This window comes from Acinetobacter legionensis (genome assembly GCF_048551735.1).
Classification (GTDB): domain Bacteria; phylum Pseudomonadota; class Gammaproteobacteria; order Pseudomonadales; family Moraxellaceae; genus Acinetobacter.
The window spans coordinates 90811-110543 of record NZ_JBIMBV010000009.1 but is presented as its reverse complement, the minus strand read 5'-3'; the positions used below and the strand labels follow the sequence as shown (position 1 = coordinate 110543).

At 37.5% G+C, this 19733-nt stretch carries 16 protein-coding genes, 4 tRNA genes and 1 other RNA gene; 12 read left to right on the top strand and 9 right to left on the bottom strand.

Features of this window, described 5'->3' with window-relative positions; genetic code table 11:
• Positions 1-5: 5 nt before the first annotated feature.
• On the bottom strand, positions 6-1718 hold the full coding sequence (locus ACG9ZL_RS10075; RefSeq protein WP_336952756.1) for a tetratricopeptide repeat protein: 1713 nt from the start codon (positions 1716-1718) through the stop codon (positions 6-8).
• A 77-nt stretch (positions 1719-1795) separates the two neighbouring features.
• Between ACG9ZL_RS10075 and hemA the strand changes: the two genes are divergently transcribed.
• Positions 1796-3082, top strand: coding sequence for a glutamyl-tRNA reductase (hemA, locus tag ACG9ZL_RS10070; protein WP_419359908.1), 1287 nt, complete (start codon positions 1796-1798; stop codon positions 3080-3082).
• A gap of 531 nt (positions 3083-3613) precedes the next feature.
• Here the strand turns inward: hemA and ACG9ZL_RS10065 are convergent.
• Complete coding sequence (locus ACG9ZL_RS10065; protein WP_336952751.1) at positions 3614-5521, bottom strand: DNA primase; 1908 nt, start codon at positions 5519-5521, stop codon at positions 3614-3616.
• 118 nt (positions 5522-5639) lie between these two features.
• A complete protein-coding gene (locus ACG9ZL_RS10060) occupies positions 5640-6662 on the bottom strand; it encodes an outer membrane protein assembly factor BamD (protein ID WP_004819623.1) in 1023 nt (340 codons plus the stop codon).
• Between the two features lie 71 nt (positions 6663-6733).
• On the opposite strand from ACG9ZL_RS10060, the gene rluD reads away from it, so the two are divergent.
• The 4 genes from rluD to ACG9ZL_RS10040 all read left to right on the top strand — a co-directional run bounded on the left by rluD (position 6734) and on the right by ACG9ZL_RS10040 (position 11353).
• Positions 6734-7786: a 23S rRNA pseudouridine(1911/1915/1917) synthase RluD gene (gene rluD / locus ACG9ZL_RS10055; RefSeq protein ID WP_419327619.1), complete on the top strand. Its 1053-nt coding sequence runs from the start codon at positions 6734-6736 to the stop codon at positions 7784-7786.
• Between the two features lie 647 nt (positions 7787-8433).
• A complete protein-coding gene (gene pgeF, locus ACG9ZL_RS10050) occupies positions 8434-9177 on the top strand; it encodes a peptidoglycan editing factor PgeF (protein ID WP_419327620.1) in 744 nt (247 codons plus the stop codon).
• 126 nt (positions 9178-9303) lie between these two features.
• Complete coding sequence (locus ACG9ZL_RS10045; protein ID WP_419327634.1) at positions 9304-9858, top strand: flavodoxin family protein; 555 nt, start codon at positions 9304-9306, stop codon at positions 9856-9858.
• A 181-nt stretch (positions 9859-10039) separates the two neighbouring features.
• On the top strand, positions 10040-11353 hold the full coding sequence (locus ACG9ZL_RS10040; protein ID WP_336952744.1) for a hypothetical protein: 1314 nt from the start codon (positions 10040-10042) through the stop codon (positions 11351-11353).
• Positions 11354-11407: 54 nt separating this feature from the next.
• On the opposite strand, the gene smpB is transcribed toward ACG9ZL_RS10040, so the two are convergent.
• Positions 11408-11884: an SsrA-binding protein SmpB gene (gene smpB, locus ACG9ZL_RS10035; RefSeq protein WP_004722477.1), complete on the bottom strand. Its 477-nt coding sequence runs from the start codon at positions 11882-11884 to the stop codon at positions 11408-11410.
• 159 nt (positions 11885-12043) lie between these two features.
• On the opposite strand from smpB, the gene coaD reads away from it, so the two are divergent.
• From coaD to ACG9ZL_RS10015, 4 genes are all read left to right on the top strand, one after another.
• On the top strand, positions 12044-12535 hold the full coding sequence (gene coaD / locus ACG9ZL_RS10030; protein ID WP_004722475.1) for a pantetheine-phosphate adenylyltransferase: 492 nt from the start codon (positions 12044-12046) through the stop codon (positions 12533-12535).
• A 1-nt stretch (position 12536) separates the two neighbouring features.
• Positions 12537-12800, top strand: coding sequence for a YfhL family 4Fe-4S dicluster ferredoxin (locus tag ACG9ZL_RS10025; protein WP_336952742.1), 264 nt, complete (start codon positions 12537-12539; stop codon positions 12798-12800).
• Positions 12801-12826: 26 nt separating this feature from the next.
• Positions 12827-13204, top strand: an RNA gene (rnpB, locus tag ACG9ZL_RS10020) — RNase P RNA component class A.
• Between the two features lie 64 nt (positions 13205-13268).
• Positions 13269-13345, top strand: a tRNA-Met gene (locus tag ACG9ZL_RS10015).
• Positions 13346-13424: 79 nt separating this feature from the next.
• Here the strand turns inward: ACG9ZL_RS10015 and ACG9ZL_RS10010 are convergent.
• Positions 13425-14381, bottom strand: a complete 957-nt coding sequence (locus ACG9ZL_RS10010; RefSeq protein WP_419359906.1) for an RDD family protein — start codon at positions 14379-14381, stop codon at positions 13425-13427.
• Between the two features lie 241 nt (positions 14382-14622).
• Positions 14623-14708: transfer RNA gene (locus ACG9ZL_RS10005), tRNA-Leu, on the bottom strand.
• A 216-nt stretch (positions 14709-14924) separates the two neighbouring features.
• Between ACG9ZL_RS10005 and ACG9ZL_RS10000 the strand changes: the two genes are divergently transcribed.
• Positions 14925-16691 (top strand): alkaline phosphatase D family protein, encoded by a 1767-nt coding sequence (locus ACG9ZL_RS10000; protein WP_419359905.1) that lies wholly within the window; start codon positions 14925-14927, stop codon positions 16689-16691.
• A 59-nt stretch (positions 16692-16750) separates the two neighbouring features.
• Here the strand turns inward: ACG9ZL_RS10000 and ACG9ZL_RS09995 are convergent, their stop codons facing one another.
• The 3 genes from ACG9ZL_RS09995 to ACG9ZL_RS09985 all read right to left on the bottom strand — a co-directional run bounded on the left by ACG9ZL_RS09995 (position 16751) and on the right by ACG9ZL_RS09985 (position 17775).
• On the bottom strand, positions 16751-17482 hold the full coding sequence (locus ACG9ZL_RS09995) for a hypothetical protein (RefSeq protein ID WP_336952736.1): 732 nt from the start codon (positions 17480-17482) through the stop codon (positions 16751-16753).
• A 123-nt stretch (positions 17483-17605) separates the two neighbouring features.
• A tRNA-Leu gene (locus tag ACG9ZL_RS09990) sits at positions 17606-17691 on the bottom strand.
• 10 nt (positions 17692-17701) lie between these two features.
• Positions 17702-17775: transfer RNA gene (locus ACG9ZL_RS09985), tRNA-Cys, on the bottom strand.
• Positions 17776-17927: 152 nt separating this feature from the next.
• Here ACG9ZL_RS09985 and folD point away from each other — a divergent pair.
• Together folD and ACG9ZL_RS09975 are read left to right on the top strand one after the other, a co-directional pair.
• On the top strand, positions 17928-18776 hold the full coding sequence (folD, locus tag ACG9ZL_RS09980) for a bifunctional methylenetetrahydrofolate dehydrogenase/methenyltetrahydrofolate cyclohydrolase FolD (protein ID WP_419359903.1): 849 nt from the start codon (positions 17928-17930) through the stop codon (positions 18774-18776).
• A gap of 268 nt (positions 18777-19044) precedes the next feature.
• Entirely contained in the window at positions 19045-19713 is a 669-nt protein-coding gene (locus tag ACG9ZL_RS09975) for a class I SAM-dependent methyltransferase (protein ID WP_336952733.1), read from the top strand.
• Positions 19714-19733 lie beyond the last annotated feature (20 nt).

The window sequence follows — 19733 nt, the reverse complement described above, 5'->3', positions numbered from 1 at the left end:
AGTCATTAACTCTTTTTAATATGTTGCGGTAATATTAATGAATCTAATTGATTTAATTGAGGATCATTTGGGTGATTTTGTTTGAGTTGTTGTAACACTTCATTAAATTGAGCTAACGCACCTTGCATATACAAGGATTTTGCATATCGAATACCGATGTTTACACTATGACTCAAATTATAAGCTTTCGATAAAATGTTTGAGGCAGCATCAAAATCATTTTGCAAGAATGTGATATATCCCAGCGTATCTAAAATCGAGGCTTGATCTGGTGCAGAGTCTAAGGCATGTTCAGCATACTTTCGCGCTTCATCTAAACGTCTATTTTGTAGTGCAAGCGTATAGGCATAAGCATTTAAATAAGCAGGATTATTGGGCTCTAAAGTTAAAAGTTGTTTCAGTGCTTTATCAAGTAAATCACGATCCTCAAATGGATCAAGAAGCAGTATTTCTGAATAGAGAATTTCAGGATCATCAGGCAAGTTCTTCACTGCTTCAGTGAGTAATCTCAATGCTGCTTTTTTATTGCCCATGCGTTTTAAAATCTCAGCTTGAGCCTGATATAAGAAACTTGCATGTTGTGGATAATTGACACGTTCTTGGGTTAAAAACCGCAAAGCATCATTCATCTTGTCTTGTCTTTCAAAAATCGAGACCAGATTACGGCGTGAAACCGTATATAAGTTCCCATCAACCAGACGATAATAGGCTTTTGCCGTTTCATCATTTTGCTTTCGTTCAGCATTTACTGCCAAATAAAAATAAGCTTCATTTTGATAACGTGACGAATAACGTAATTCCACCAAATATTGTTCAGCTTGATCTAGCTTTTTTAAATCAATCGCAGTTAAACCTGCGATAAATAGGGCTTCTTCAGCATCCGGCCAAGTTTGGATAATAGATTCTAATTTAGTTAAGGCCAATTCAGATTGATGAATCTTGATCAAATATTTAACTTCAGCTAGACGGATATCATAGTTATATTTGTTTTTACGACTACTTCGATCATACCATTTTAAAGTCGCTTCTTGGTCACCCAAAGCCTCTAATAAATTGGCTTTCATCAAAATAAAGCCAGTCACTTTTGAACGTTTTCTTAGTGCTTTATTGACAGTTTTTAGCGCTTGCTCGATTTCATCGTTTTGCGCTTCCAAACCTGCAATTAGAATAAGCACAGAAGGGTTATTTTTTTCTTTACTCGCTCTCAGTGTACTGAGCAGATTTTGACGATCTACTTCTGATTCTGGTGCAATTCCTTCTAAAATCTTTTCTAAATCAGCGTTAGGGTCAATGTTGAGAATACTGTCTAGGGTTTCTGCAGCAAGTTCGTATTCATGTGATTTGAGCGCAATATGTGCCAAGTAAAATTTTGCAGGAACATCTTCAGGTTCTTGTACAACCCAATGGGTGGCAATGTCTAAAGCGGCTTTTAAATCATTTTGTTCAATTGCAACATTCAAGGCACGTTGCTTAATGGTGGTTGAATTACTACGAATTGCGAGCACAGTATAATTGTGTAAAGCAGTTGCTGTATCATTATAAGCCAATGAAAATTCAGCAATAATACTTTGTTTTAATGCATTTGTATTATATTTCGCATGATAAAATTCTCCAGATGCTCTAATATGAGCACTAGAAGCCATGCTACCAACCAGTAAGAATGTGGTAGAATATTGCTTAATTGTCATGCCGCTTAAGCGGTTGTTTATTTGACGCAATTTTTCCGAATCCAAGTATGCTTTTTATGACACCGTTATTGCACAATAGCACAAATTTAACGAAATGATGATCTGATATGTCTTTCTTTGCATTGGGTGTCAACCATCAAACTGCCTCTGTTGAGCTACGTGAGCAAATCGCTTTTAATCCAGAACGATTAAAAGATTTATTTGCTGTAGAAAGCCTTCGCCAAAATTTGAATGATATGGTGGTGGTCTCAACATGTAATCGTACTGAAGTCTATGCCATGGCTGAAAATGCCGATATGGTATTAAATTGGCTCGCCCAAACCAATGGTATTGATGTAAAGCAATTGTCAAATCATGTATATCGTTATGAAAATACCGATGCTGTTTCGCACTTGATGCGAGTCGCAAGTGGTTTAGATTCGTTGATGCTAGGTGAGCCACAAATTCTTGGGCAGGTTAAAACAGCACTATCAATCTCAAAAGATGCTGAAATCGTCTCGCAAAACCTAAATCAAATATTTGAATATGCATTTTATGCAGCCAAACGGGTACGTTCTGAAACTGCAGTGGGTAGCCATGCTGTTTCGATGGGATATGCAGTTGCTCAACTTGCATTGCAAGTGTTTAGTAAGCCTGAACAGCTTACAGTCATGGTGGTTGCCGCAGGTGAAATGAACAGCTTGGTGGCGAAACATTTGGCTGAAATGGGTGTTGCAAAAATCCTGATTTGTAATCGAAGCCGTGAACGGGCAGAAAAATTAGCACAAGAAATAGCACATCGTGTTGAAGTAGAAATTATTCCATTTGATGAATTAACTTCGAATCTCTATCGTGCGGATGTAATTTCGAGTTGTACAGGCAGTTTGCATCAAGTCATTGCTTATGCAGATGTGAAGTTTGCTTTAAAAAAACGTCGTTATCAACAAATGCTTATGGTCGACTTAGCTGTACCTCGTGATATAGATCCAAAAGTTGAAAGTTTGGATGGTGTGTATTTATACGGTGTGGATGATCTACAAAGCGTAATTGATGAAAATTTAGCACAACGACGTCAAGCTGCGGTTGAAGCTGAAGTCATGGTTAATCAACTGGTGACCCAGTTGGTGACTCAGCAAAAAGTAAAAGAAGCGGGGAGTACAATTCAACAATTTCGTGAACACGGTAAAGAACAACGTCAGATGGAATTGTCGCATGCTTTAGAACGTATTCAGGCAGGTGAGGATACTCAACATGTACTTGAGGATTTTGCGCATCGTTTGACCCAAAAGTTATTGCATCCTTCTTCAATTTTATTACGCAATGCGGCGCAAGATGAAGATCCATCACATTTTGAGTGGATGAAAGAAAATATTCAGGATATTTTTGAACAAGAAAGAAAACCAAAAGCGAAGTGATTATTTTTTAAAATAATGTGATTTAATGTTTTTGCTTCGCCAGCTATTATTGGTGTATCTATTCGTGCGATTAAATTAGAATAATGAAATTAAGGTAATTAAAATGCTTAAAACTTTATATATTCATATTATTGTGTTTGTCAGTAGAATACTTTTCAAAGCCTGTAAAAGACAGTGATGTATTATTGAACCAAGCAATTAAGGATCTACATCGCCTCTCTATTTCGGGTGGAGTTATGGGGGTAATTGATTCAGTTGATCGATGCTATAAAAATCTCAAAAAACTAAACTATATAGCTTTTATCTAGATTATTCAGGGCGGTTATTGGATGCACTTATGGTCGAAAGTATAAATGCACACTCAGACTCTAATTTCCCTACTACCGTGTTTTTTAGTGATGAAAACTTTCAAAAACGTATATTTATAAACCTATATAAGCCTCATGACTCCTCAATGGAAGAGGCCAATAGCCATATGAATTTTTTGTATTACAAAATACTCGATAAGCTCAATGAAGCGTTTATTAAAAATTAATGATGTACCAGCTTTAAACTAATTTGTTTAGTCAGTTCATTGAGTTGTTTACGTAAATTACGTGATTCACTTAACGAAGTTGGGGCTTTAAGCTTTAATTTTAAATATTTCTCTTGCAAGGCTAAAGAGTAATCTGAAGCCAATTTATCTGCCATTTCAGGCGCTTCAGCCAAAGCCTGAATATTAGTGCGTTGGATGATTTCAGATAATTCCAAATGATAAGCGCCACATGCACCTAAAATATAATAGGTTGCAAGTTCTTGATCGTCTGGTAGCTCGTCAAAGACACGGTCAAATACGGCTAAGATCTGCGCCAATAGTTCATCTGGATGAATCAATGCGCGTAATACTTCAAAATGAATATACAAAAATGGGTGTTGCATCAAAATCGCAACAGCAAAGTCTTCATCTTTAGTACGAATATTAAATGACAATGAGGCATCTAAGCTGACTTGAGGTTGCCATTTTCGATTAAAACCTAATTTTTCTTTAAAGAATTGTCTTAATAAATAGCGATAAGAACCTTGCTTAGGCAGTAATTCCGTTAGTTGATTGAGTTCAGCCATCACCTGACTTTTGCCCTCAGGTGTAGCAACATCATAATTTTGACTTAACAATGCAAAGACAAAATCTGATAATAATGGGGATTGTTGCCATATACGTTGAAAAGTTTCAAAACCCTCTTTACGAATCAACGAATCTGGATCATGCTCTTTGGGTAGAACAAAGAATTTAAGTTCACGACCATCATTTAATAATGGCAGGGCAATTTCTAAGGTTCGACGTGCTGCTTTTTGTCCCGCGGCATCACCATCAAATGCAATTGTGATCTGATTGTTCTGCTTAAATAAAATATTTAAGTGATCAGCATTGCTGGCTGTACCTAATGTTGCTGTTGCCCCAGAAATCCCATTCTGTTGTAAGGCGATCACATCCATATAGCCTTCTACCATGAGCCAATTTTGCGCACGGTCTTTACGCCCTTCATACAAGCCGTAAAGGAGTTGATTTTTGTGGAAAACTTCAGAATCAGGTGAGTTAATATATTTCGGTTTGATTTCATCATTCAATGCGCGACCACCGAAACCGACAACACGACCTTTGTTGTCTCGAATTGGGAAAATCACCCGATCACGCAACAAATCGAAGTCACGACCACTATCACTGGTACGAATTAACCCCAGCAGTTTTAAACCTTCAATATCTTGTGGAAAGGCTTTTTCCAAATGTTGCCAATCTTCTGGTGCATAGCCTAAACGCCAATATTGGATGGTTTCGCTACTTAAGCCACGATGTTTAAAATAATTCTGCGCGACTTTACTGTTTGGCAATTGCCGTTCATAAAATTGTGCAATATTTTCTAGAAGATCATAAAGGTTACCATCTTGAGGGATTTGGTTAAAACCAGTTGGATCAAATTGGGTTGGATCGAAATGCTCTGGATCTGGATATTGGCTAAAAGCTTCGAAAGGATCAACTTCACGTGGCTGAACATAATCTGTTTTTTGCTCAGCGGGTTTAGAATCTACTAATTTATCTTCTACAGCCTTCACTGCTGGTTTAGGCTTGGATACTTCACGCTTATATGACAATTTTTTATTGTCATGATTGTCTTTAGGAAGTTCGACACCTGCATGGCTGGAGAGTTCTTTCATGACATCGACAAAGTTTCGATTATCAATATCCATTAAGAAGCGAATGGCATTGCCATTTGCCTGACAACCAAAGCAGTGATAATACTGTTTATCACGGTAAACATGAAAAGAGGGGGACTTTTCCTGATGAAAAGGGCAACAGCCTGAATAGGTGCGACCAGTTTTTTTCAATTTCACACGTTGACCAATCAGATCGACAATATCTGTGCGATCCAAAACTTGATCTATCGTGTGCTGAGGAATAGCCATAAATTTAATGTCATGTATCGTTTAAACTAATTTAAAGTTTAACGTAGTTTTGCTTCTAAAAATATCGATGAATAAAAAAGACGGGTAAAAACCCGTCTTGATTTGTCGCAATCAATATTTATTTACGTTGTCCATCATACAAACTTTCATCTGCGCGTGCGGGTTCTTTAGATACTTCACGATTTGGACGATCAAGTAAGCCAAAACTCACTTTATTCAACAAGCTTGATTTTTGTTCTGCTTGATCAGACGTTTCAGAACTCGCTTCTTGTGATACTTCTGCTTTATCACCACGACCTAAAATACCTAATGTTGCACGGTTCCACCAGCTGGCTTCTTTACGTGCTGCGCGTATATTCACTTCACCATTTGATTTAACAAGGTTCGGGTAGTTTTGCTTAAGCACGCCAATGTACTGTTGTGATGTTTCTTTATCGCCCAACTTATCATAACCATATGCCATAGTTGCTAAGGCTTCAGGAACTTGAGGGGTTTGAGGATAGTGTTCAATCACCCATTGTGAACGTTCAATCGCAGCCAAATATGCTTTACGTTTAATATTGAAACGTGCAGTATTCATTTCACTTTCAGCCAATTCTTGACCGATGTATTTCATTCGCTGTGCGGCATCAACTGAATACTGGCTTGAAGGGTAGCGACGAATTAAGTCGACAAAATTTTGATAGGCAATTTTTAAATAACCTACATCACGATGCGCTTGTTTTAATGAGGTATAGCGAAGCAAACTGTCATAGTTTTGCTCCATATTGGCTACACCACGGACATAGTAGGCATAGTCTAAATTCGGATGTTGAGGATTTAAACGGATAAAACGATCTGCCAGTGCAATTGTGCCTTCATAATCTTTTTGCTTAAATTTTGTGTAAAGCAATTCAAGCTGAGCTTGTTGTGCATATTGCCCAGTCGGAAAATAAGTATCCATTGCTTCTAACGCTTTTGCAGCATCGCCATATTGCCCACGGTCTAATGATTTTATCGCATTATTGTAATAAGTCTGCTCATTTGATTTCGGGCCTGTATCAACAACATCCTTCTTCGGATTGCTGCTACAGCCGACAAATGCAGTTGCTAAGCCTACAGTTAAAGCAAGCATTGTGACTTTATAACGTGGTAGCGACATAAAAATTCCTCTGTTTATACGGGCAATAGGCTACAATTGCGCTATTAAACCACTTTTGTCCGAATGAGCAAATGACTTCAGCACACTCTTCTAATTCTAATTTCCCAGAAAACGATTTCAATTTACTTGAAGATTCTGAGGATGCAGATAATCATAATTCTGCACCAACTGCAACACGTTTATCGTTGCAATTTCAACTGGATGAAAGCTATTTAGGGCAACGTATTGACCAAGTCGCAGCACTGGTTTGGAACGAGTTTTCTCGTGAAAAACTCAAGCAGTGGATGAAAGAAGGTCATTTGTTGGTAAATGGTAACATTGTCAAGCCTAAGTATAAATGTGAAGGCAATGAACTTCTATGTTTAGATGTTGAGTTAGAAGCACAAACTTCTGCACAACCTGAAAATATACCTTTAAATATTGTTTATGAAGATGACGATATTATGGTCATCAATAAACCAGTAGGTATGGTTGTACACCCAGGAGCTGGTAATCCAAATGGTACTCTAGTCAATGCCTTGCTTTATCATTATCCAAAATCTGCCGAATTAACTCGCGCGGGTTTAGTGCATCGTATAGATAAAGATACCAGCGGCTTATTGGTTGTTGCTAAAAATCTGGAAGCTCAATTTTCTTTAAGTAAGCAATTGGCTAAAAAAACAGTTTACCGTGTATATGACTTGATTTGTTATGGTCATATTATTGCAGGTGGTACGATTGATGAACCGATTAAGCGCCATCCTGTAGATCGTGTAAAAATGGCTATTTTACCGGGTGGCCGTGATGCAGTGACGCATTACAATGTTAAAGAACGTTTTCAAAATTTTACCCGTGTACAGGCGCAACTTGAAACAGGGCGTACTCATCAAATCCGTATTCATTTCACCTATATTGGTTATCCATTGGTGGGTGATCCAGTCTATGTTAGCCGTGTTAAAGTTCCAGCAGGCGCTTCTGAAAAACTGAGCAGTGCATTGCGTAATTTTAAACGCCAAGCTTTACATGCGTCTAAATTGGGCTTAGTTCATCCACGTACAAAAGAAGAAATGATGTTTGAAGCACCATGGTCAGATGATTTCGTTGAGTTGGTAGAAGTTCTACGTTCTGAAAATCAAGCGTATTGATTGATTTGTATTATAAAGCTGCTCAATGAGAGCAGTTTTATAAAGTTATTGGGTAACCACAACTATCTTTTGTCCTGTTGAAAAAATCGGCGTATATTTTGATTGATCCCTTACTCATTCTGATGACATTATTCTGTTTTGATAGGCAGAGTTGACCTGAAAATCTTCGAAAATAGAAGTGATTCGACTATGAAATCTTTTGCTTAAGTAATCTTTTGCAAGGTAATGATGTTGCGACATACGCTAAGTTGTTTTATTTATAATAAAGTTCGATTGAGGTGGTATTTTGATTAAAATAAAGACCAAAATTTTGTAGTGATATCCCTCAATAGGCATTTCATAACCACTCAAGCGTTTCTATTTTTAAAGTATCCAGAAGGATTGACGTAATGGATATAAATACTACAACTTATTAATATCCATGTTTAATTCAAGTCGAATAAGACATTAGGATCTAATTTTTTAGGGATTACCCGCTATTCAAGTTTTAATTGATATTGTTAATTTTGATTAAAGAAATAACAGTAAATTTGGTTGAAATTTTTAGCTTTACTAATCAATTAAATTAATTAAAGTATTGATCAAGGGTTGATTGAATTTGTTATAGTTATAGAGTCGTGAAATGATTTAAGTAGGAAATGTGCCAGATGCAATTTGTTCAAGGATTACCTCAAGGTGTATATGTCGGACAGACACATATACAGCACCCAAAGGCTTTGCCATCTGTACAGCCTGAACTTGAAGGTTTTAATTTGGCATTGCATGTAAATGATGATCCTAAACGTGTACAACAGCATCGTATGATTTTATTAGATGAATTTGCTGAATGGGGTGTCAATAAAATCACGTGGATGACTCAGACTCACAGTACAATTTGTCATACTGTCAATGAAGAAATGACCTTTACAGCATTGGTCGGTGACGGATTAGTTACACAGAATCAAGGGCATGCTTTGATGATGATGACCGCTGATTGTTTGCCTGTTGTATTAGGCAATAAGATGGGTAGTGAAGTTGCAAACTTACATGCAGGTTGGAGAGGGTTAGCTGGAGGGATTATTGAAAATACAATTGCCAATATGAAATCTCAACCTACCTGGGCTTGGTTAGGTGCAGCGATTAGTCAAGCTTGTTTTGAAATTGGTATAGAAGTAAAAACTGCTTTTTGCTCTAAATATGCTGAATTAGAAACAGCATTTATAAAGAGTGAGCAACAAGGTAAGTATTACGCTGATTTATATGCGATTGCACGTTACATTCTCAAACAGCATGGGGTCGATGTGATTACAGGCGGGGACCAATGTTCTTATCGACAAGATCAAGATTTCTATTCTTACCGCCGTCATGCAAAAACAGGTCGTATGGCAACTTTTGTATTTATTCATAATTAATTCTTTATTTTTAAATAGATTTATTGCAGTTTAAAAAATCTATTAATGCGTTTTCTGAACATTACAAGAATTGTTTAAAATTGAATAGATGTTAAACTTGAGCAAATTTGTTTGTTTTCAATTGATATGTCTTTATCTGCTAAATCTATCGCGATCGTTTACCACAGCCCATTTGGTCATACTGCAAAAGTTGCGAGTTATATTGCACAAGGCGCAGTAAAGATTGGTGTAACTGTCCATACCATGGATATTGAGCATATTGACTGGGATATTTTGGATCAGGCGAATGCTATTATTTTTGGTTCACCTACATATATGGGAAGTGTTACAGGTCCATTTAAAATGTTTATGGACTCGACATCTAAACGTTGGAAAAATCGTGATTGGCAGGGCAAGCTTGCTGCCGCATTTACCAATTCAGGTGGTTTAAGTGGAGATAAGCTTTCCGTCTTACAACAAATTAATATTTTTGCTATGCAACATGGCATGTTATGGTCTGGATTGCCTTTAATGCCTACAGGTGTGAAGCCTACAGATTTAAATCGTATGGCGGGTTACTTAGGGTTAATGACACAATCAGATAATGCACCTGTTGAAATTACACCGCCCTCAGGTGACTTGCAAACTGCAATATGGTTTGGAGAATATATAGCATTACTCATAAATAAAATTGCGGTATAATGATGCATTGTAATTACATAAAAAAACAAAAAAATCATAAATAAAAATCCTTTAGAATCATTGTGAAAGTTAGCTGATATAGAAAAATACTGGATTCATTGAGTTATTGACTGTGTTAAGCCTATTTTTTACTATCATTTTCATATAGTTTTGACCAATAATAAAAAATTGAGCATATGATATGGATATTAAGGCTAGAAAAATTATTAAAATCATGAAGATGATTTTAATAAATGGTCTGTTGGTTACTCCGATTTATTGTTTTGCAAACACTTTGCAGTCTGAAGGATTAACCGAATTAACAGACAAGGAGCTTTCTAAAGTCAGTGGTCAGGCATTGATGAGTTTGAGTTATATTGCACCCAATGACTCGGTGAATAAGATGCAAGGACTAGGAGTTGGTTTTTATAAACTGGGCCTTGAAGCTGATCTTGAACTGAATGCCAATATTAAAAAACTACAATTGGGTTGTGGGGGCGCAAATGGTGCAGGTGGATGTGATATTGATATTGATAATTTGAGCCTTTCTGGTCTAGCAGATACCCGTGAAGGTCGTGTAGGTTCAAGTGCAAAACTGACTAATCCATTTATAGAATTTGCGATTAAAAATCCTGATACTGCTTCGACAAGAGAAGTGGTGGGTTTACGCTTAAGTGCTGAAAAAGCATTGGGTTTGTTAACAGCAGGTACTGAAAATTCAAACTCACCAAATGGTATTAATAGTCTAAGTGGTGCTTTAAAAATTAAAGCAACAACAGGCATTGCTAATACAACTGCAAGGAATTTACAATATGCTGATACAGATATGTCTATTAAAGGTAATATCAAACTAGGCATTCTTCCAACAGCAAGTTTTCAGACAAATGACTATAATCTAGGGCTACAATCTACTGGCGCTACATTAGCAATTAATGGGAAAACTTTATACGGAAATCGTATGAATAGTGCCCTTTTAACTGGAACAGCTAAAATTGATGAGCTATTTTTCAATGGTTCAATTAAGCCAATTCTTGCAGGTATTGATTTATCTTTTTTAACATTAAATGCCAGTGGGAGTATTTCTGGTTTAACTGCAAATTTAGATATTAATCAAAGCTTAGGATACATTCACAAGCTACAATTGAATAATCCATTTTCTTTATCATTACAGCAACAATCAGTGTGGTGGCCAAACGCGGAAATTGCAGCACAAAGAGGATGGTGGCTAGCAATTGAAGATGAAATTGATATTGGCAAAGTGACACCATCGAATACAATTGATGTGACGAATGATGTTTTGAAACAAGTTGTACCTAGTTTAAATGAATACCTTGCTAAATCTGAGAATACAGTGAAATGTCCTGGTGTAATAGGTTTATCTTGTATTGCGAGTGAGGTAGCAATTGGGGAAATTAATTTGTCGGGCTCAAATCCATTATATTTTCCGATTAAAGATTTGAAATTGGCAACTCAGGATTTTGCTCCTAACTGTTATGGTTCTTTAAAATTTTGTTAAAAGACTGCTGCAAGAAAAAACCTCCATTTGGAGGTTTTTTATATTAATAAGGCATTATTTATGCATGATTCGCGATTTATCACGTTGCCAATCACGATCTTTTTCAGTTGCACGTTTGTCATGTAACTGCTTACCTTTTACCAAAGCAATCTCCAGTTTTGCCAAATGACCTTTCCAGTAACATGCTAAAGGGACACAGGTATAACCTTTTTGATTGACAGCACCAAGTAACTTTTCAAGTTCACGACGCGAGAGCAACAGTTTACGCGTGCGTGTTGCTTCAGGGACTACATGAGTAGATGCTGAAAGTAAAGGTTGAATTTGAGCACCGAAGAGAAATGCCTCGTTATTTTTAAAAGTGATATAGCTTTCAGTAATGGTCATCCGTCCAGCACGTAATGACTTGACTTCCCAACCCTGTAAAGAAAGCCCAGCTTCAAATTTTTCTTCAATAAAATAATCGTGGCGTGCACGTTTATTTTGTGCAATCGTCCCACTATTATTTTTTTTAACGACAATGTTTTTCGACATAATACAAATATTCCAAGAATAGCCTTATTTTGCCTCAAACTTGGCTTCAGGTGAAGTCATTTCACAATTAAACCCCAAGCTAAATCAAAAGAGGTTATTCGCTAATATTTAAGTTTTTGATAAACTATAGCCCTACATAACAAACTAGAGTACAAATGGATGTCTAAAACTCGTGTCATCTATCCAGGAACTTTTGATCCAATTACCAATGGCCATGTTGACTTAGTCGCACGTGCTTCAAGAATGTTTGATGAAGTTGTGGTCGCAATTGCAATTGGACATCATAAAAACCCAGTCTTTAGTTTGGAAGAACGTGTAGAGTTAGCAAAGATATCCCTCAAACATTTACCCAATGTTGAGTTTGTCGGTTTTGATGGGTTATTGGTAAATTTTGCACGTGAACAACATGCTACAGCAGTGTTACGTGGCTTAAGGGCTGTTTCAGATTTCGAATACGAATTTCAACTTGCGAATATGAATCGTCAGCTTGATCATGATTTTGAAACAGTATTTTTAACACCATCAGAGCAATTTTCATTTATTTCTTCGACGATGGTTCGAGAAATAGCACGATTGAAAGGTGATGTGGCAAAGTTTGTTCCTCAATGCGTTGTCGAAGCCTTCCATCGTAAACATCAACAAGGTTGGTAGTGTGTCTTTAATTATCACTGATGAATGTATCAATTGTGATGTATGCGAGCCTGTATGTCCAAATGATGCCATTTTTATGGGGGAGGAGATTTATGAAATCCATCCGAACCTATGTACAGAATGCGTTGGGCATTTTGATCAACCACAGTGCGCGCTTTTCTGTCCAGTCGACTGTATTCCGCTCGATCCGAACCATGTAGAGAGCCAAGAAGATTTGATGGAAAAGTATAAAAAACTAATTGCTCAAAAAAGCGCAAGCAATTAGCCAAGAAATTTGTTAGGATACGCCCCGAAGTGAGCCAGACGATCGCTGCTGTGGAGATCTCCGTGATTGAAGCAGGGGAGGAAAGTCCGGGCTTCATAGGGCAAGGTGCCAGGTAACGCCTGGGCGGTGTGAACCGACGGAAAGTGCAGCAGAGAGTAGACCGCCTTCAATATCGTTTCTTTTCGGAGAAATGGAAGGTAAGGGTGAAAGGGTGCGGTAAGAGCGCACCGCATGGCTGGTAACAGTTCATGGCATGGTAAACCCCACCGGAAGCAAGACCAAATAGGGATCCTATAGGCATGGCCCATGCTGGATCCGGGTAGGTCGCTTGAGCGTATGAGTGATCATGCGCCTAGAGGAATGATCGTTCTAGACAGAACCCGGCTTATCGGCTCACTTCGATGAATTTTATTTTAATTAGTGCTTGACGTAATATTGTTTACAGCAGATAATGCGCGCACAGTTTTAGGCTATGTAGCTCAGTTGGTTAGAGCACCGCACTCATAATGCGGGGGTCACAGGTTCAAGTCCCGTCATAGCCACCATTTTTATAGACCACGTTTCCAAAAACGTGGTCTTTTTTTATCTTCCAGATTTAAACTTTACAAATGGGACTTGGTTTTGTTAAAAACCAAGGTTCAATCCCGTACTATCTCCAATATAGGTTAGGCTACTTTTATGTGTCTTTTTATAATCATAAAGTGTTGTTTTTGATAATTTCGCCAAACCAAATTGATAAGAAAAGTTAAATTGCACCTGATTGATGTTGTATTGCGTTAAAACTTCAGCGTGTTGTCGATCAATTTTTTCTAGCAATGTTTCAGCGCTATCAATGTTATCCAGATAATCTGGCTGATTTACATTTAAAATTAAAACCTGATTTGTGGATTCAGCCTCTCCGATGAAGGTATGACGACTTTCAACTTGAGCATTTTTAATGTCATGGGAGATTAAAGTAAAATCATTGGTTGACATTGCTTTGGTTTGGAAATAACCCCATAAATTGACGGAAAAAATAACAATTGTTAGCAGCGCAATGATGTAGTAATGAATATTCCATACAGCTTGACGTGGAATATTGGATTGAGCGTTTCTGAGTATTTGAGTTTCACTGAGTAGATCGTGAAGAGATTGTTGGCTATTTCCATTAAAAATTGCCAAATAGAAGCAGGCAAAAACGATACTTTGAAAAAAAGCCACAAGCAGACTGAGTAAAAGATGCTGAGTTGAATATGTTTGTAAATAACCTGCAAAGCAAAATGGAATGATAAAGATGCTTGATCTAACTAGAGAGCGCACAAATGGAATTGAAGCACCATTTAAGTCTTTTACCCTAATTTTACAAAGGATTTTCCCAATGGTTTTACCATTTCCTATCTGACTGTTAAAAGCAGCAAAATAAAATAGACAGAGGAGCGTGCCTATACATTGGAAAATAAAAGGAGAATTTTCAAAATAGGGGTACAGTATTTTGCCCGTCACTAAACAGGCTACGCCGACGGTAATACAGTCGATGATAAATGCGAATAATCGAGGAAATATAGGGGCGGCTTTTTGAGTTTCAGTAGTAATTTTAGACATGGGTTTGGTTTAATTAAGTTTATGAAAATATTAATAATTAATGTAAATTTAACGTATTATAGGGTTTTTAATGAAAAATAACCAGAAAAATATTACTGAGCTATCACGCTTTTTAGCAAGATGTATTGAACTTTGAGTTATATTTTAAATTAGCAATTTATAGTTGATTTACAAATTTAAGGCATAAAAAAACCAGCTTATCGCTGGGTTCTTTATTGCACCATTTTAATAAGACTTAAAATGGTGCCCGAGGCCAGACTCGAACTGGCACGCTTTGTGGGCGGGGGATTTTAAATCCCCTGTGTCTACCGATTTCACCACTCGGGCATGTGCGCAATAATAAAGGACAGTTTTTCTCTTGGCAAGCGTATTTATGTCGATTTGCTTTCTTTTCAATCAATTCATGTGCTTATGTTTGAAAATAAAGCATTTTAAGCCGTTAAATGAGTATTTTGTCATGATTTTTTCATCAATTTGAGATTAAAGCGAAATATTAAGCCTTTAAATTGATTGGATAAAAAAACTTAGAGGAAATCAACTTCAATGCCAAACTCAATTTCACGCCGTGAACTTATTCAAAAGTCATTAGCCAGTTTTGGGGCATTATCTATACCAGTGTCGTTGACTGCTTGTGGCAGTGATAATAACGATTCAACATCTCCTACAATAAAAGTTGAATTTTTGCATGGTGTTGCCAGTGGAGACCCGTTAAAAGATCGTGTGATTTTGTGGACACGTATTACGCCACAGGATACGTCTTTGCGTTTAGAAGTGGTTTGGGAAATTGCCACAGACGATAAATTTACTCAAGTGATCAATACTGGAAAAGTACAAACAGCATCAGCTCAGGATTTTACTGTTAAGGTCGATGCAGACAAGCTTAAGTCTGGGCAAACTTATTATTATCGTTTTAAATTTGGTTCGGTGATTTCGCCAGTAGGACGTACCAAAACATTACCTGAAACTGCCAGTTCTGTGCAGTTTGCGGTGTGTTCATGTTCAAATTATCCTGCTGGCTATTTTTATGTATATAAAGAAATGGCAAAACAAGAGGTCGATGCGATTATCCATTTGGGGGATTACATCTATGAATATGGTAAAGATGGATATGCCACAGAAGAAGCGGTAAGGCTGGGTCGTACACTGGCTGCAGACAATGATAAAGAAATTATCAAGTTGGACGATTACCGTAAGCGTTATGCTCTTTACCATACTGACAACGATCTACAGGCTGCGCATGCACGACATCCTTTTATCGTGATTTGGGACGACCATGAACTGGCAAACGATGCATGGAAAGAGGGTGCAGAGAATCATCAAGCCAATGAGGGAAATTTCTTAGACCGTAAATTGGCAGCTTTACAGGCTTATTTTGAATGGATGCCGATTCGTCCTGTATCTGCAACAGATCATTTAAATATTTATCGCCAGTTTGACTTTGGTTCATTGGTACAATTAACTATGTTGGATACGCGTATTTTGGCACGCGACAAACAACTCAATTATGCCAACTATATGACGGCTTCTGGTTTAGATATTGCTAAATTTCAGACAGATTTAACCAGTACTACGCGTACACTGATGGGGTATACCCAGCGTGAGTGGCTACAAAAGAAACTGGCACAATCTACAGCAACTTGGAATGTGTTGGGGCAGCAAGTTTTGATGGCAAAAATGTTAATTCCTGCAGAATTGCTATTGTCATTATCTGCAATTACCAGTGGAAATGTTACTGCCGAAACTTTAGCAAAAATGAATCAACAGATCATCGAGTTAGTTACTTTAAAAGTCCGTTTGAAAGGTGGTGATCCAACATTAACTGCTGCAGAAAAAGCCCGTGTGACCACAGTTGCACCCTATAATTTGGATGCTTGGGATGGCTACTATGTAGAACGTGAAATTTTATATGGCACACTCAAAGCATTAAATAAGAAAGTTGTAGTGTTGGCTGGGGATACGCATAATGCATGGTCTGCTGACTTGCATACTCAAACGGGTGATTTTGTTGGGGTTGAATTGGCAACCAGTTCGGTCTCTTCACCAGGGATGGAAAAGTATTTAAGTATTCCTTTGGCACAGCTACAACAATTTGAAATGGCATTCACCACGCTCATTGATGAATTGAATTACACCAATTTAAATCAGCGTGGTTACTTAAAAGTCAGCTTTACAGCACAGCAAGTGCAAGCGGATTGGATTTTCGTAAATCACATCAAGGAAAAAACCTATTCAGTGGATACGGCTCGTGCCCATCAAGTGGTTTTAAATAACAATTTGGTTGATGTAAAGACCATTCAGAAAAGTGCATAAATTTTCTAGCCTAAAAAAGCCGAGTTTAGATCGCTCGGCTTTTTAACGTGATAGATGGATTACATCATACTGTCCATATAGGCATCTAAATCTTCATATTTATAGGTTTTACACATTTCATTTTCATATTTTAATAGTTCTAAATGTAACTCTAAAAACTTCACTAAACGCTTTTGATAAAATTGATATTTCTCAGAATCTTTAGTCAAGAATCGCATTTTGAATTTTGCTTTTTTAGCCTGTTTATAAGCCCATAAACAGGTTTTTCGAATTTGTTGTAATTGATAATATTCGGTGTCTTTGGTGCTATCTCTAAATAAATTTTCTTTATAAAATTTGACAAAACCAAAGCTCATTGCAAAGAAAAATAACAGACCTTGCAACAGGGTACTTTCTATAAAATAAAGATTGAGTGCTTGGAGGACGATCAGTACCGCAAGCTTAAGCGGAATATTATTGAGTTGTTGGTATAAATGAGTCGAACTGTGTTTTATTTGTTTGATAATGATGGGAACAATAATCATAAAAAATAACATAATCGCTAAAGCGGCAATGCCATTGGCTTGAAAGCTATCGAATTTAGGAAAATGATTTGCAATATACTGACCTAAACTAAAGTAGATGCTGCAAAAAATCATAATCGACAAAATCCAAGGAATAAACTCCTTTGCTTCATCTAAAAGCCCTTTGGTTTTAATTTGACTATAAAATAGAAAGTTGCGCTTAAATGCTTGTGGGTATTGTTGTTGTAATTGATTTAAATAGAGGGAAACTTGCTTGTTTTGAATCATATAGGCTTCGCTTATCTAAATTTCACTTTGGATATTAACATAAAAAACAATATAAAATTTTAGGCATAAAAAAACCAGCTTATCGCTGGGTTCTTTATTGCACCATTTTAACAAGAATTAAAATGGTGCCCGAGGCCAGACTCGAACTGGCACGCTTTGTGGGCGGGGGATTTTAAATCCCCTGTGTCTACCGATTTCACCACTCGGGCTTTACAAGATTGGAGGCGGAGGTCGGAATCGAACCGGCGTACACGGAGTTGCAGTCCGCTGCATGACCACTCTGCCACCCCGCCATGTCTTGGTGATGCACATATTAGCAATCTTTGAAAAAAAAACAATACTATAATTCATGCATATGCACATAAATTCAGCATATGGAAGAAAATTGTCTAAATAATCATGTATTATTTGCAAAATTGATTCATATCTACTTTGGAGATGTGCCGTGGCATTGGTATTGGATGGTCGCGCATTAGCGAAACAAATTGAAGCAGACTTGTTGACTCGTGTTGAAGCTATAAAAGCAAAAACAGGTCGTACCCCAATTTTAGCGACTATTTTAGTGGGTGATGATGGTGCATCTGCGACATACGTACGCATGAAAGGAAATGCTTGCCGTCGTGTTGGTATGGATTCTTTAAAAGTAGAGTTAGGTAAAGAAACCACGACTGAACAATTGTTAGCTGAAATTGAAAAATTAAACGACAATCCTGATGTTCACGGGATTTTGCTACAACATCCTGTGCCTGAACAAATTGATGAGCGTGCTTGTTTTGATGCCATTTCACTTGAGAAAGATGTAGATGGCGTAACTTGCTTAGGTTTCGGCCGTATGGCAATGGGTGAGGTTGCTTATGGTTCGGCAACACCTGCAGGTATCATGACAATTCTTGAAGAAAATACGATTGAAATCGCGGGCAAACATGCTGTTGTGGTGGGGCGTTCGGCTATTTTAGGTAAACCGATGGCAATGATGCTACTTCAAGCCAATGCAACAGTTACAATCTGTCATTCTCGCACACAAAATCTTGCTGAATTGATAAAACAAGCGGATATTGTTGTTGGTGCAGTCGGTAAAGCTGAATTAATCCAAAAAGACTGGATTAAGCAAGGTGCTGTTGTGGTTGATGCCGGTTTCCATCCTCGTGAAGGTGGTGGTGTGGGTGATATCCAATTGGTTGGTATTGAAGAGGTAGCTGCAGCTTATACGCCAGTTCCAGGTGGCGTAGGCCCGATGACGATCACAACGTTGATTCGTCAAACTGTGGAAGCTGCTGAAAAGGCGTTAACTTAAGTTCTAATTTATTCTGAGCACAGTGAAAGCCATGCATTCACTGTGCTTAAATCTAGCCTACATTTACACAGCGATATTTATTTTTCAGTAAAAGTAGGCAACATTGTCATTGGCTTAACGCGTTTAAGATGTACTTTTAAGTATTTATATTTGAGATTCAATAAGAAGTATTGTCTCAAACCTTAGCACATGACGTTATTGTCTATCGAATATGAGGAAGAAGCTGTATTTCCTCAATATCAAAATAATAATTTTGGTCATATTTTGCATGAGCTGTACTTATCAATTTCCTAAAGCCCCACAACATTTACTTGATGCTTTGCATGAAGTAATTCCTCAATGCGAATTATTGGCGCAGCAGTTGCCTGAAAGCCCAATTTCGTTATGGTTGATTCCACCTGTTTTTCCAACAGATCGTTTGGATGATGAGGTGATTCGCCGTATTTGGAATGATACACCGTATTGGATTTTTTGCTGGGCTTCAGGTTTAGCAATGGCACAATGGCTGATTGCAGAGCCACAGCATGTAAAAGATAAAATAGTGCTGGATTTTGGTGCTGGATCAGGCGTCGTTGCAATTGCAGCCAAAATGGCAGGTGCAAAACGTGTCATCTGTTGCGATATCGACCCAATTAGTTTGGATGCTTGTCGCGAAAATGCTTTGCTTAATGATGTAGAGCTTGAATATCTAGATGATTTATATAAATCAGAACAGGTTGATGTCTTATTAGCAGCAGATGTTTTATATGATCAATCTAACCGTTTCTTTTTAGATGAGTTTTTAAAATTTTCAACAGAAGTATGGGTGGCAGATAGCCGAGTGAAAAACTTTAGTCATCCAAATTACCAAAAATTGGATGAACGAAGCGCCACCACTTGGCCTGATTTAGATGAAGCCAAAGAATTCAGAAATGTGAGTTTTTATAAGACGCTATGACAGCGTCTTATTTTATTCTG

Bases quoted from the DNA above. Each gene is read 5' to 3' on its own strand.
- ACG9ZL_RS10060 (WP_004819623.1), bottom strand. From the start codon at position 6,662: ATGTCGCTACCACGTTATAAAGTCACAATGCTTGCTTTAACTGTAGGC.
- pgeF (WP_419327620.1), top strand. From the start codon at position 8,434: ATGCAATTTGTTCAAGGATTACCTCAAGGTGTATATGTCGGACAGACA.
- smpB (WP_004722477.1), bottom strand. From the start codon at position 11,884: ATGTCGAAAAACATTGTCGTTAAAAAAAATAATAGTGGGACGATTGCA.
- ACG9ZL_RS10040 (WP_336952744.1), top strand. From the start codon at position 10,040: ATGGATATTAAGGCTAGAAAAATTATTAAAATCATGAAGATGATTTTA.
- ACG9ZL_RS09995 (WP_336952736.1), bottom strand. From the start codon at position 17,482: ATGATTCAAAACAAGCAAGTTTCCCTCTATTTAAATCAATTACAACAA.
- ACG9ZL_RS10045 (WP_419327634.1), top strand. From the start codon at position 9,304: ATGTCTTTATCTGCTAAATCTATCGCGATCGTTTACCACAGCCCATTT.
- ACG9ZL_RS10065 (WP_336952751.1), bottom strand. From the start codon at position 5,521: ATGGCTATTCCTCAGCACACGATAGATCAAGTTTTGGATCGCACAGAT.
- coaD (WP_004722475.1), top strand. From the start codon at position 12,044: ATGTCTAAAACTCGTGTCATCTATCCAGGAACTTTTGATCCAATTACC.
- ACG9ZL_RS10010 (WP_419359906.1), bottom strand. From the start codon at position 14,381: ATGTCTAAAATTACTACTGAAACTCAAAAAGCCGCCCCTATATTTCCT.
- rluD (WP_419327619.1), top strand. From the start codon at position 6,734: ATGACTTCAGCACACTCTTCTAATTCTAATTTCCCAGAAAACGATTTC.
- ACG9ZL_RS10000 (WP_419359905.1), top strand. From the start codon at position 14,925: ATGCCAAACTCAATTTCACGCCGTGAACTTATTCAAAAGTCATTAGCC.
- hemA (WP_419359908.1), top strand. From the start codon at position 1,796: ATGTCTTTCTTTGCATTGGGTGTCAACCATCAAACTGCCTCTGTTGAG.
- ACG9ZL_RS09975 (WP_336952733.1), top strand. From the start codon at position 19,045: ATGAGCTGTACTTATCAATTTCCTAAAGCCCCACAACATTTACTTGAT.